Source organism: Tistrella mobilis, assembly GCF_039634785.1.
Taxonomy (GTDB): Bacteria; Pseudomonadota; Alphaproteobacteria; order Tistrellales; family Tistrellaceae; genus Tistrella; species Tistrella mobilis.
This window is the reverse complement of record NZ_JBBIAB010000013.1, coordinates 24,117-36,902: the sequence shown is the minus strand read 5'-3', so window position 1 is coordinate 36,902 and position 12,786 is coordinate 24,117. Positions and strand designations below refer to the sequence as shown.

Below are 12,786 nucleotides of genomic sequence, written 5' to 3'. Positions count from 1 at the left end.
GGTATCACGGGTCCGGTCTGAATAAAATAACGTATGACGATTATGTCAAAAATAAATTCTATTATAAATAGAGATCCGAACGGGGGTTCCGGCCGGGATGTCTGTGCCTCCATGACGCCGTTGCTGCGGCGAATAATGACGGGACAGGTGCCGTTGCCGATATCGTGCGCACCAACCGCCTGGATATCGGCACGCGGCAATGGTTGTATGAGAGCCTCTATCCTGGTCAAAGTGGAATGTCCTGATGCTTGACACCGCGTCCGCCAATTTGCGTGCCGCAAACGCCCTGTCACGGTGCCGCCATGGTGACGTCGAGGGTGGATTGGACGCCTATGCCCAGGTGTTGCAGGAGGGCGGGGCGAGGGTCCTGCCGGTTGCCCTTCACGCCCGTATGCTGGCCAGCGCCGGTTTCCCTGAGATTGCCGAGCGCCTGACGCTTGTGGGGCTGCGCAAGGGCGCCGACATGTCGATCTACGGGGCCTTCGGAGGCGCCCTCGGGAAGACCGACCTGTTGAAGGTCATCGAGGATTATCGCCAGCTCTTCGCACAGGGCCGCATCGACAGTCTGATGGTGGAACGCTATCTGGCCCTGCTGGTGCAGGTCGGCGCGTACGCCGAGGTGGGGCGCATTCTGGATCCCGCCCTGATCCGTCGCCATGATCTGACCGATGACCGTGACGGTGGCACCGTGGTCGACCCCGTCGAGATCACGCGGGTTTTGATGGAGCATCGTGAGTCCGGGGCCTATCGCGGTACCTTTCAGGCCATCCGCAACAGCACCCGCATCGACCATGTCGATCGGCTGCCGCATCCGGCCATCGCGTCGCTGGTGCGCGCGGTGGGGGAGCGGGTCGAGCGTTACCGCGCCGACCTCCCGTCGGACGCCCATGTCATCATGACCAACGTACCCCGGCGTTTCAGATTGGAAAGTTGGTGCGTGATATCCGAAACCGATGGTTATACGGTTCCCCATAAGCATAGCCACGGGTGGATTACCTGCGTGTTTTACCCCACCGCGCCGGCCGAGGCGCTGATGTCGGATGATGACCAGGGGGCCTTGTGCATCGGTCGTTATGACTTCATTCCCGACGAGGCGCCGGGTTGGCGGACCATTGCGGTGGCCCCCGTCCCCGGCCAGTTGGTCATGATGCCGTCCTACGCCGTGCATTGGACCAAACCCATGAAGCAGCCGGGTCTGCGCATTGCGGTCGCCATCGACATCTGCCCTGAGCCCTGAGCCCTGAGCCCTGAGGATTTTCGCGGGACGGCGTCAGAACGCGTCGGGAATTTTCGCTGTCGCCGCCGGTGATCGGGCCACCGGTGGGCATGGGCGACTTGTTCGCCCCGTTTCGGAAGACTAGGATGGGGCCTGGCTTTGAAATGTGTTTGAGGGCTTTCGGGATGGCAAAAGAACCGATGGAGCAGAACGTCACCGCTTCGGATGAGCAAACCACGCTGCCGCGCAAGGCTTGGACGGCACCGCGTCTTGGTGATATCGACCTGGTTGAGGCGACTTTGTTGCAGGCGGGTGGCGCTGTCGACTGTTGCCTGGGTAGTTGAGAGCGCATCGCCATGGCCCGTTCCGTTCTGAGGGCCATAATGGCCGGGATGGGGAGGCGCCGCCGTGCTTGATGGCGGGGCGGCCAACCATCTTGCCGCCGAGGCTTTGCTGCGATGCCGCCGGGGCGATGTCGAGGGCGGATTGATCGCCTATGGCCGGATTTTACGGGATGGCGGCGCGAACGCCGTTCCCGTTGCTGTACACGCCCGCATGCTGGCCGCCGCCGGTTTGCCGGAGGTGGCGGAACGCCTGGTGATTCTGGGCTTCCGGCATGGTGCCGACATGTCGATCCACGGCGCCTTCGGGGACGCCGCCGATCGGTATGAACTGGACAAGGCCCTGGACGAGTACCGGGGACTGTTCGCCGGCGGCCGCGTCGGCAGCCTGATGGTGGAGCGCTATCTCGCTCTGCTGGTGCGGGCGGGGGATTACGACGAAGTGGGGCGGATCCTGGATCCCGCTTTTATCCGGTGTCACGATCTGACCGACGGTTCTGATGGCGGGACCATCGTGGATCCGGGCGCGGTCGCCCGGGCCTTGCTGGACCGGCTGGACACCGGCACCTATCATGAACGTGATCAGGCCATCCTCAGCAGCACCCGGATCGACCATGTCCACCGGATCGCCGAACCGGCGATCACCGACCTGATGACGGCGGTGCGGGAGCGGGTCGATCGCTACCGCGCCGAGCTTGGCGCGCAGGTCCATGCCGCTATGGGCGCCGGTCCCGCCCGCTATCGGCTCGACACCTGGAGCGTGATCTCCCACGACGGCGGCCACGCGCTTCCGCACAAGCATCACCGCGGCTGGATCACCTGCGTCTTCTATGCGGCGGTGCCCGAGGTGGCGCTGGCGCCTGGCGAAGATCAGGGGGCGTTGTATATCGGCCGCTATGATTTCATCCCCGCCGAGGCGCCGGGATGGCGGATGCTGAGATTTGCGCCGGTTCCCGGGCGCCTGGTGATGATGCCGTCCTACGCCCTGCACTGGACCAGGCCATTGAAACAGCCGGGGCTGCGGATCGCCGTCGCCATCGATGTTTGTGCCGAGCCGTGACGCCCGACGGGGCCGTCAGAGATTGCCCCCGTCGACGCGCCGCAGGAAATGAGCCGCTGAAAGGCCGCGCAGCATCCTCAATCGATAGGTGTGCATGACCGGCCCCCTGGCCGTCGCGGGATCCGGCAAGCTGGCCGGCAGGGTGGTCAGCACATCCAGGTCGAGCAGGTCCCGGGCGTTGGCGCAGGCCGCCCCGCGGTCGAGTTCCCCTTGCAGGCTTGCCTGGGCGCGAAGCAGTCGTTCCGCCCAATCGGCCCCGGTCAGGCCTTTGCGCCGGTTGAGCCGGATTTCAGGGGGAACGCGGTCCGCAAACACCTGGTGATACAGCCATTTCTTCTGGCCGTTCCGCAGCAGCAACGAATCCGGCAGGGCCAGCGACAGCTCGATCAACCGGCGATCGGCGGTCGGGTCGCGATGGTCGACGCCATGGCTGGCCAGCATCCCTTTCCGACTGAGGGTCACCGCTTCCTGTTGAGGGAAAACCAGAAGCGTCTGGTGCACGCGGTCCAGCGCGTTCCGCCCGACGACACGGTTGCCGCCCCGCGCCTCGGGCGGCCGGTCCTCCAGAAAGCGCGCCAGACGATCGGGACGCAGGGGGGAATAGTCCCGAAGGCTCAGGTTCCGGCGGCCGAACAGAGAACTCAACCGCTCTTCCAGGGCCCCGGTCATCAGCGGCCTCAAGCTCCAGAAACCCAGGCCCTTGATGCCGATTTCCCCCGCCCGCATCAGGGCCACCGCCTCCCGCGCCCAGGCGATCAGCCGTCCTCGATAAAGCAGCGCGTTCAGCCTCTCCAATCCGTCGGCGCTGATGGTCTTGTTGCCCGCAGTCCCGACCAGGAGCACGGTCTGGCCCCGCATGGCGGCCTGGCGCGTGATCTCCGAAATCCAAAGCGTGTTGCAAAGGTTCAGCGCCGGCGCCTCCGCATAATAGAAGCGGCGGTCCAGGTCGTCGCCGATATGCCGGTCGGCCGCGTCCACCTCGACATGATCGATGTTGGGGTGACGCGATGCCAGCAGGCGCGCCAAGGGCCCCTCATCCCCGAACCGGCCCGGGTTCTGCTCCAGCGGGACGCCGGGAAGCGGCACATGGGTGTAGGCGGTGAGCCGCCGGCCGGACGGCGCCAGCAGCTCGGCGGCGGTTGCCGTCACGGCCGAACTGTCCAGCCCGGCGCTCAGCGTCGAAGCGGCCGGCCCCACCGCGCGCAGCCGGTCTGCCACCGCGCGGTCGAAGGTGGCGCGGAATGTTTCGACCAGCTCGCGCGGGTCCGCGGGTTCGGGCAGCTTCCCCGGCGGTCGCCACCAGGGGGTCGAGCGGACGGCCCCGTCCGCCTCGACGACCGTGATATGGCCGGGCTCGACCCGCTGAATGCCGGTGAAAAAGCTGTTGGTTCCAGCCCTGGGCATGACCAGCAGATAGTGGCACAGCGTTTCCAGATCGGCCGCCACCGGCACGTCGGGCAGGGCGTGCAGGCCCTTGGCCATCGACGCGAAGCCGATCCAGCCGCGCCCCTGGTGGAGGAATAGCGGCCGCATGCCCGGAAAATCGCGCACCAGGGATAACCGGCGGGCGCGTCCATCCCACACGGCGAAGGCGAAATCACCATACAGCCGGTTGATACCGGCCTCGCCCCACGCCTCCCAGGCCGCCAGCAGCAGCGCCGAATCCGCCATCGCCGCCAGCCGCCCGGCGGAAATCCCCAGCTCCGCCGCCAGTTCCGGCCGGTTGTCCAGTCGCACGTCCGCCACCAGGGCGAAGCGGCCGTCGGCGCTGGTCGCCGGTTGTCGGTCCAGTCGATCTTCAGGCAGCAGGCGTTTGAGCCGGCAGCCCAGCGCGACATCGCCATCATCCCAGAGGCCGGAGCGGTCCGGTCCGTAGACCGCCAGTGCCGCCTGCATGCGGGCGCAGTCTTCGGCTGCGCCCGGCCGTCCATCAGGATACCAAAGGCCGGAAATACCCGTCATGGGACCGCGCTGCCCGCGGCATCGGCTCGGCATCGCGCCTCGGCAACGGCGGCCCGGCGGTCGATCTCGTCAGACAAGGCGGGCGCGGCACACCGATCGGGCCCCGGCTCGCCCAGGGCGCCACCATCATGATACATACCGAAGTCTCCGTGATGTCGACGATGTCGGTGTCCGGGGGGACGACTGGTTCGACGGTGATCCGGACATCGCCCTGCCGGGCCGATGGTCAGGCCATAAAGGCGAGAGCGCCCAGTGTCTCCCGGCAAAAGCCGAGTTTCCCGGCAAAAGCCGAGCCTTTCCATTTAATCCGGGACCATGCTACGCTCCGCAAGCCTCGCAGGACAAGGATGTGCCCATGTTGACCCTGAACTCTCACGTCTTTCAAGCCGAGGAAGTGTTCGTGTCGGAAATCGATGGCGAACTGGTGATGATGAGTACCGAAAACGGTGCCTATTACAACCTGGACCCGATCGGAACCGACGTTTGGAACCGCATAGCCGAACCCACCGAGGTGGAAGGGTTGTGCCGGGCGTTGAGCGCCGAATACGATGCCGATCCCGATATCATTCGCCGGGACGTGTTGGCATTGCTCGACCGTATGGCTGAAAAGGGCCTGATTGGCGTTCGGCCCCAGGACGTTTCATCGGCGCAGCCGGCCTGAGATCAGCCACCCTGCCGGAAACCCCGACGCAGCCAGGGCACCGTTGCCGCAAACGCCGGGCTTTCGGCGATCCTGGTCATGATCTTCAGCAGCATAGCATTGCCACCCACCCGGGGTTTGCGGCCCACGGTGCCGTCACGGTCGAGTTGCGCGATGGCCGCCCTTTCGAAGGGGCCGTAGTGTTCGACATGGCGGGGTGCCTCCTCGTCGGCCTCCTCGTCCGGACCGGACGCAGTCGGCGCGTTCGCCCCGGCCGGGACGCGGGGAGGAATATGGAGGGTCCATTGTGAGGGCAGGTCTTGCAGGCCTTCCGGCGAGGCGCAGACGCCGAGCGAGCGTCGCCACGCCATCGCAGACTCGGACGGGATCGCCGCACCGGTATAGATGACGCAGGGATGATCGGCTCCATAGGTTTCCGCCAATCGCTGGAAGAGATGTTCCGGTCGCGCGCGATCATATCCCGCCTTTGACGGACCGGTCTCGTGACCGATGGAACTGGGCATCAGGATGATCAGGTGGCCGTCGGTGGCCAGGTTGGGCCGTCCGGAGACGATCGCGTGGGCCGACAGAATCTGGCACCCTTGTGAACTGATATGAACGCGCAGGTCGGCCAGCAGCGTGTCGATCGAACTGATCCCGGGGATCATGGCCACCGCGGCGCCCTCGGCTTCGGCGATCGAAAGCGCGCGGCGTGTCGCCTTGCTGAAAAAGGCCGGATGGCCGAAAAAAGCCGCGACGACACGATGGCCGGCCCGAACTTCGCGGAGGATCAACTCGGCCATCTGAACGTATGTTGCGGCACGCGGCTTGCCTTCATCATAGAGATGCCCAAGCTCGACACAGTTCGGGTTGAGCGTGGCCAGATGGGTCGCGGCGACGCCGTGCAGATTATGCAGAACGATATCCGCTTCCCGGATGTGGCCGATGGCTTCCACGGTCATATGGGAAATCGCGGTGATGCCGCTACCAACCACCGTCAAACTGCCGATGTTGGACATCTCAGTCATTGTCGAACTCTTCCCGTGACCTGGCCGTTCAAGGCTGGAGTCTGTCATGTTGGCATGTTCCAGCGTGAGGCAGGGGCGGGGGCGTCGCTGTGTACGCCTCGACCCGCCCGGATCTCCGCATGGTCCATGTCCACAACATATCGATTATGCCGATCCATTGCGAACCAGATGAGACGAGTTCCTGAAGATGGCGGTCTTTTGCAACCCTGGATACGGTGGGTGTTGATGGTGCTCTCACCATGCCGACGGGAATGGCCGGCACAACGGGTGAAGGCCGCAGCATCATCGCCGCCGCCGCCGGTATCACCCCGCTCCTGCGGCGGATGAACAGGGGCTGCCCCGGCTCGGTTTCCGGCTCCGTCACCCGCATGGTCGGCGGTTGACCGCACGGCGTTCACCGCCGCGGTAAAGCGGTCATGACCGGCAGCAGCGCAGACAATCGTCAGCGGTGGCAGGCCCGCGAGCGGGACGCGGACCCGGCCGTTGCGCCCGCAATCCCGGGCGGATCGGAAAGACCCGTGGGCAGGTTTCAGGAAGCGATGTTGCCGTCGGCATTGGAGAACGCGCCGACGGCCGTGTCACGCAGGGCGTCGATACTCAGCACCGGCTGCTGCCAGGTCTTGCGTGCAGGGCGAAGCGCATCGGCCTCGACTTGGGTGGCGGTGCTCTCGTGGTGGTACAGGGACATCGGCATCTCCATCGGTTTGAATGCACCAATCCCATGGTATGCCGAGTCGGCAGGGCGATATCTAACCAATAAGACACGTATCATACATCTCAACAACTACAGATGATTTCTCTAAACCAAATGAAACTCTGAAAGTTTATCCGTCACCCAGGAAGATGCACCGATCTACCGCTGCTTTGAATGCGGACCGCACTCTCGCCAGTGATCATGTCGTTTTGCCGCGGGTCATAACACCAGAACTGATACATCCCGAGAAACGCATCCGGATGATCGGCTTCGAAGGCGGCCCAGCGGTCCAGATCGGTGGCGGTGGGGTCTTCTGGGAAGCGCTGGCGATAGGCGTGGAGGGTTTCGGGCTGGCCGGTGGTGAACCCTGCAAAGCGGAGGCCCAGGCGGTCGAGGTGGTCGCGGATCATCCCGGGCGTGAAGGTCAGTTCCTGTTCGTGAAACAACAGGTCGCGCAGATGGTGGAGGTTGTGGATGTCGGTGATGTCCTTCAGCGGGTCCAGCGCCGGATCCAGCCGGCCGGCGACCAGCTCCCGCCGGAAGCGGCGGATATCGGCCGGGGTTTTGCCCCAGTTCCGGTCGGCCAGCCAGGCGCGCGCCCGGGTGATGTGGCGGCGCGCCGTGCGGCTGTAGAGCCCGATCCGCATCCACCCGCCGGGGCGGAGCAGATCGCGCAGCACCTGCCAGCCGCGGAATGGATCGTCCATGTGGTGCAGCACGCCCACCGCCTCGATCAGGTCGAAACCGGCCGGTGGCAGCAGCGCCGGCAGGTCGAGGATATCGGCACGGGCGAAGCGGATGCGGTCGGCCAGGCCAAGCTCGCGCGCCTTGACCGCGGCATAGGCAAGGCTGCTGTGGCTGATATCGATGGCGAGCAGAGACCGGCAGGTGGTCGCGCTGGCCCGGTTGGCGGGATGACGGCCGGTGCCGCAGCCGGCAATCAGCACATCGGGCTGCGCAGGCATGGCGGCGGTCACGCTGTCGGGCAGGGCCGCGACGGGCAGGGCGCGGGCCAGGGTGCCGGGGAAATCGGTGATCCCGGTCGACGCCACGCCGCGCCAGCGCGGATAGGGGGCGGTTTCGTACTGGCTGCGGACGCGCGCCGACACGGCATCCGTGGTCGCCGGCTCCGCATGCCCGAGCGTTGCTACCGGCTCGGCCGCCAGTGCCAGGGGCTCGTCGTGGAACCGGGCGATGAAGGCGGCGATACCGTCGTCATCCGCCCCCGCGGATCGGATCTGCGCGACTGCTGCGACGGGCGGTGCCTCATAAAGCGCAAGGGTCATCACCGGGCCGGGGGCAGCCCCCGGCACCACGGCCTCCGCCCCCGTCAGACCGGCGCGCAGCCGGTCTGTCACCGCCGCCTCGTCGGCCGGCTGGTCCACCACGTAATCGCCATTGGCGAAACCGACGGCAAGATCCGCCAGCAGCCCCGGCGGCAGGGCGGGACCGGGCTCAAGCCCCGCGGCCAGGCGGCGCAGGCGGCGCATCACCGCCTCGATCGCCGGATCGACGTTGCGGCAGATCCGCAGATACAGGCGAAACAGCCGATTGCCGGCAAGGGTGGCGATTCGTGCCTCATCCAGCGCCATGTCGGCACCGATCCCGTGGCGGCCGGTCAGCACCCGGGTGACGACCCCGGCAATCTGCAGATCATCCGCCCGGCCCGCATCCAGCACCGCGATCAGATCGGCGGTGATGTCGAAGGGCGGCGGGAAACGCAGCCGGCCGAGACAGGTTTCGAACCGCGCCGCCACATCCCTGTAGCCGGGCGCGCGGCGCCGCAGATCGTGAAAGGCGATCAACGCCATCTCGACATGGCCGTTGCGCATATGGTGCCGGCCGATCTGATAGCGCAGCTCGGGATCATCGGGCGCCAGCCGCAGCGCCGCCGTCAGATCGGCATAGGCCTCCTTCATCCGCCAGGCCCGGCTGAACGCCGCGCCGCGCCGGATCAGCTCGGCCGGTGACAGGGCAATCGGATCGGTCATGGGGCCCCCGGGCTCAGGCTGTTGAGACCGGGCGATGATGGCGGGGCGGGCAGGGGAAGGAAAGTCCTGATCGGGGGGCGGAGGGGCCGGCCGGGGCCCGGCAGGCCCGGGGGCGCCCTGCTCAACCGCCATACCGGGCGGTCATCCGGGCCAGAAAGGCCTCGTGGTCCCAGGGGCGCGGTTCGCCGGAGCATTCGCCAGCGTCGAGGGCGTTCATCAGGTCGCGGATGCGCCGGTCATCTGCCGTGCGGTCCGCACGCCGCAGAACGTCGTCAGCGTGGCCTGCGTCATTGCGTTTGCCGCTGTCGTCACTCATGGCCTGTCGCACCTCTGTCGCCTGTCGCATCCCCCTCCAGATACCCCCTGACCAGCCCCGCCAGCACCTCCACATGCGGCGGCATCATCATCGAGGCGTGGTCGCCGTCCATCCAGGCCAGCGTCACCCCGGCGCCGAAGCGGTCGCGCCAGCCGTTCCAGGGGTCGCCGGGGAGGCCCGGGGCCTGGGCGGAGGGGGTTCTGGGGCGGACCAGGAGGGCGGAGAGGCGGTCGAGGCGGGGGACGCGGTAGCGGATGGCGGCGACGGCGTTGTTCTGGAACACCGCCAGCAGGCGGCGCATGGCGTCGCGGTCGACGCCGTCGGGCAGGCCGAGGGCCGTTTTGCCGCGGTCGATCAGCAGGTCGAGCCGGGCTTCGGGGGCGAGGGCGCGGAAGGTGGCGGCGTCGGCGATGCCCATGCCGGCGAAAAGTGTCGCCAGGTAGTCGGCATCGTCCTTGGCCAGCAGGTCGCGGATCGGATCGGGCGAGGCGACCGCGTCGAACAGCAGCACCCGGCCCGTGGGGCTGCCCGCCTGATCCAGCCGGCGGGCGGCCTCTGTCGCCAGCAGGCCGCCGAAGCTCCAGCCCGCAAGGTGGAGCGGCCGGCCGGCGGCGAAGCGGGTGATGTCGTTAAGGGTGGCGGCCACCATGTCTTCGACCGACGGTTCGGGCGTGTCGTCGGCCTCCAGCCCCGCCGCTTCGACCATCGCCACCGGCTGGTCGGGGCCGAGCCCGGCGGCCAGTGCCTGATAGCAGAGCACATTGCCGCCGACCGGGTGGAAACAGACGATCGGCGGCAGGTGGCCCGCGGCATTCACCACCACCAGCCGGTCAGGCCGGGCCCGGGCCTGGCGGGCGAGGCGCCGGGCCAGGCCTTCGACGGTTGCATGGGCGAAGAGGTCCGAGAGCGGCAGCTTCACGCCGAAGTCCCGGCGCAGCCGGTCGACCAGCTGCACCGCCAGCACGCTGTGCCCGCCCAGGCGGAAGAAATCGGCCGCGGCATCGTCGACGGCCACCTCCAGCACCTCGCCCATGATCCGGGCGACGCGGCGCTCGGTCTCGTCGGCGAGCGGGCGAAGGGGGGCGGTGGCGGCGGGGCGGTCGGTGCCGGCCGGGGCCGGCCGGGGCAGCCGGGCGGTATCGACCTTGCCGTTGACGGTGAGCGGGATCTCGTCGATGACCAGGATCCGCGACGGGATCATCACCGCCGGCAGCCGCGCCTCCAGATCGGCGCGGCAGCGGGCCTCGTCGAAGCCCGGTCGCGGCACGATATGGGCGAGAAGCGCGCCATCGGCGAGCGTCGCGACCGCGGCGCGGATGAAGGGATGGGCGAGCAGCGCGCTTTCCACCTCGCCAAGCTCGATGCGGTTGCCGCGGATCTTCACCTGGCCGTCTTCCCGGCCGATGAAGGCGATGGCACCGCCTGCAAGGCTGCGGCCCATATCGCCGGTGCGATACCAGCGCCGGCCCGCGGCATCGGTTTCGAAACGGGCGGCGGCGGCGCCTGCCGCCCCCAGATAGCCACGGCCGACACCGCGGCCGCCGATCACGATTTCGCCCGCCACGCCCGGCGGTACCGGCCGGCCGGCGGCATCGCGGATCTCGATCACCACGCCGGGGAAGGGGCGGCCGATCGGCGGCGGCAGGATCTCGCGCCAGCCATGGGCGGTCATCGCATGGGCGGCGGCGCCGACACAGCATTCGGTGGGGCCATAGGCGTTGATCAGCCGCAGCCCGGCATGGGCGGGCTCGGCGAAGATCCGCTCCACCAGCGCCGTGGTCACCGGCTCGCCGCCCAGCACAACCTGAAGGACGGGCGCGTGGGTGCCGCTCGTCTTCCAGTGGTCCAGCAGCAGGGTGAACTGGCTGGGGGTGAGGTCGATCATGGCGATGTTGCGCGCCCGCAGGAAGCCGTCGAGCAGGGCCGGATCGCGGCGGGTGTCGTCGTCGGGCAGATGCAGCCGGTGGCCCTGGGCCAGCACCGGCAGGGTCTGGATGATCGAGGCGTCGAAGGCGAAGGGCGCGATGCAGCAGAGATCGAGCGGCCGCGTGTCGGAAGGCTGGAGCGGCGCGTAGAACACCTCGGCGGCGGCCATGGCCAGATTGGCGAGCGACCCGTGTTCGATCATCGCGCCCTTGGGCGTGCCGGTGGTGCCGCTGGTGAAGACGACATAGGCGAGCATGTCGGGCGTGGGGGCCGCCGGCAGGGGGCCGGATGCCGCTTTGGCCAGCGCCGCGCGGCCGTGATGGCTGTGGCGGGGCGGTGCGGCGGGTGCGGCCTCGTCGCGCGTCAGCACCAGATCATAGACATAAGGGGCAAGGTCGAAGCCCGGTACCTCCAGCGCGCTTGCCGTGACCCGGAAGCCGCCATGGCGGGCGGCCCAGTCTTCGAAGAAGCGGCGCGGCACGAAGAGGTCGTCGGCGGCATCGAGCCGCGTGCCGATCTGGGCGTCGCCCGCATGGCTGCGGGCAAAGCCGGCCAGATCGTCCAGGAAGGCGTCGCGGCGGTCCAGATCGCGGATATTGCCCAGGAAGATGGCGCCACCCGGCGCTAGCAGCCCGGCCGCCCGGGTCAGCACATCGGCCAGATAGCCGAAGCCCGGGAAGCTTTCGATCACGCTGTTGAGCACGATCAGGTCGAAGCTGCGCCCCGCCAGCAGGTCCAGATCATGGGCGGCCATCGGCTTCAGGTCGACCCGGTCGAGGCCCAGCCGGCGCGCCACCCCGCCCGCCCGCTCCACCGCCCGGCGCGAGATGTCGGTGGCGAGATAGGGGCCGGCAAGCGGCGCCAGGGCGCGGAGCGTGAAGCCCGAGGCGCAGCCGATTTCCAGCACCCGGCTGGCGGGCGTGACCAGACCGGACAGCTTGCCCGCCGCGGCCTGGCCGAAATCCGCCATCACCGTCTCGGCGATCGGCTGGCCGGTGAAGGGGCTGCGCCAGCCGGCGGCGGCGACGTCGTCGGCGGCGCTGCCGGCCAGATGATCCCAGAGCTCGGCGTTCATCCGCGCGCCATGGGCCTCGGTCGGGCTGTCGACGTCGTCGAGATCCGGGCAGACCAGATGGGCGATATCGGGGCAGCTCCAGGCCAGGCGGCGGGCATCGCCCATGCGGTCCCGATCGGCGATGATCATGGCAAGCCCGGCGGCCCGCGCGATCATCTGCCGGCGGGGCAGGGGCATGGCGGGATCGAGCGGCACGAAGGCCGCCCGCGCCATCATCACCCCCAGCACGGCGGCGATATATTGCCGGCTGCGGCCGGTCATCACCCCCACCCGGGCCTCGTCGTCAAGGCCCGCCGCGGCGATCACGCCGGCAATGGCGCGGGCCTCGGCCACCAGCCCGGCATAGCTGACCGCGCCATCTTCATCCTGCACCGCCATCCGGTCGGGATGGGCGGCCGCCCGGCGCAGAATGGCATCCACGACCGTGCCCTCGACCGCAGGGGCGGGGGCCTCGGCCGGGCGGGGGCCGGGCGTGATGTCGTCGAGCAGCAGGTCGCCGATCTTCATGGAGGCTCCGAAAGCGGCAGGAGGGGGTCA

At 68.1% G+C, this 12,786-nt stretch carries 10 protein-coding genes; 4 read left to right on the top strand and 6 right to left on the bottom strand.

Features of this window, described 5'->3' with window-relative positions; all coding sequences use genetic code 11:
* Positions 1 to 244 precede the first annotated feature (244 nt).
* The 3 genes from WI697_RS18125 (at position 245) to WI697_RS18115 (ending at position 2,617) form a co-directional block, all read left to right on the top strand.
* Positions 245 to 1,237 carry a putative 2OG-Fe(II) oxygenase gene (locus WI697_RS18125; RefSeq protein WP_345959427.1) on the top strand — a complete coding sequence of 331 codons (993 nt, stop codon included), beginning with the start codon at positions 245 to 247 and terminating at the stop codon, positions 1,235 to 1,237.
* Between the two features lie 179 nt (positions 1,238 to 1,416).
* Positions 1,417 to 1,560: a hypothetical protein gene (locus tag WI697_RS18120; RefSeq protein ID WP_345959426.1), complete on the top strand. Its 144-nt coding sequence runs from the start codon at positions 1,417 to 1,419 to the stop codon at positions 1,558 to 1,560.
* A gap of 64 nt (positions 1,561 to 1,624) precedes the next feature.
* On the top strand, positions 1,625 to 2,617 hold the full coding sequence (locus WI697_RS18115) for a putative 2OG-Fe(II) oxygenase (RefSeq protein ID WP_345959425.1): 993 nt from the start codon (positions 1,625 to 1,627) through the stop codon (positions 2,615 to 2,617).
* Positions 2,618 to 2,632: 15 nt separating this feature from the next.
* On the opposite strand, the gene WI697_RS18110 is transcribed toward WI697_RS18115, so the two are convergent.
* Positions 2,633 to 4,513 (bottom strand): asparagine synthetase B family protein, encoded by a 1,881-nt coding sequence (locus tag WI697_RS18110; RefSeq protein WP_345959424.1) that lies wholly within the window; start codon positions 4,511 to 4,513, stop codon positions 2,633 to 2,635.
* 421 nt (positions 4,514 to 4,934) lie between these two features.
* Between WI697_RS18110 and WI697_RS18105 the strand changes: the two genes are divergently transcribed.
* Positions 4,935 to 5,240, top strand: a complete 306-nt coding sequence (locus WI697_RS18105) for a PqqD family peptide modification chaperone (RefSeq protein WP_062762373.1) — start codon at positions 4,935 to 4,937, stop codon at positions 5,238 to 5,240.
* A 2-nt stretch (positions 5,241 to 5,242) separates the two neighbouring features.
* On the opposite strand, the gene WI697_RS18100 is transcribed toward WI697_RS18105, so the two are convergent.
* From WI697_RS18100 to WI697_RS18080, 5 genes are all read right to left on the bottom strand, one after another.
* Positions 5,243 to 6,247: an SAM-dependent methyltransferase gene (locus tag WI697_RS18100; RefSeq protein WP_345959423.1), complete on the bottom strand. Its 1,005-nt coding sequence runs from the start codon at positions 6,245 to 6,247 to the stop codon at positions 5,243 to 5,245.
* A gap of 529 nt (positions 6,248 to 6,776) precedes the next feature.
* Positions 6,777 to 6,935 (bottom strand): hypothetical protein, encoded by a 159-nt coding sequence (locus WI697_RS18095; protein ID WP_345959422.1) that lies wholly within the window; start codon positions 6,933 to 6,935, stop codon positions 6,777 to 6,779.
* Between the two features lie 143 nt (positions 6,936 to 7,078).
* Complete coding sequence (locus WI697_RS18090) at positions 7,079 to 8,932, bottom strand: methyltransferase domain-containing protein (RefSeq protein WP_345959421.1); 1,854 nt, start codon at positions 8,930 to 8,932, stop codon at positions 7,079 to 7,081.
* A gap of 121 nt (positions 8,933 to 9,053) precedes the next feature.
* On the bottom strand, positions 9,054 to 9,248 hold the full coding sequence (locus tag WI697_RS18085; protein ID WP_062762379.1) for a type II toxin-antitoxin system ParD family antitoxin: 195 nt from the start codon (positions 9,246 to 9,248) through the stop codon (positions 9,054 to 9,056).
* The gene (locus tag WI697_RS18080; RefSeq protein WP_345959420.1) at positions 9,241 to 12,756 is read right to left on the bottom strand and encodes an AMP-binding protein; all 3,516 of its coding nucleotides are present in this window, start codon (positions 12,754 to 12,756) and stop codon (positions 9,241 to 9,243) included. The genes WI697_RS18085 and WI697_RS18080 overlap by 8 nt, the downstream gene beginning before the upstream one ends.
* Between the last annotated feature and the right edge of the window lie 30 nt (positions 12,757 to 12,786).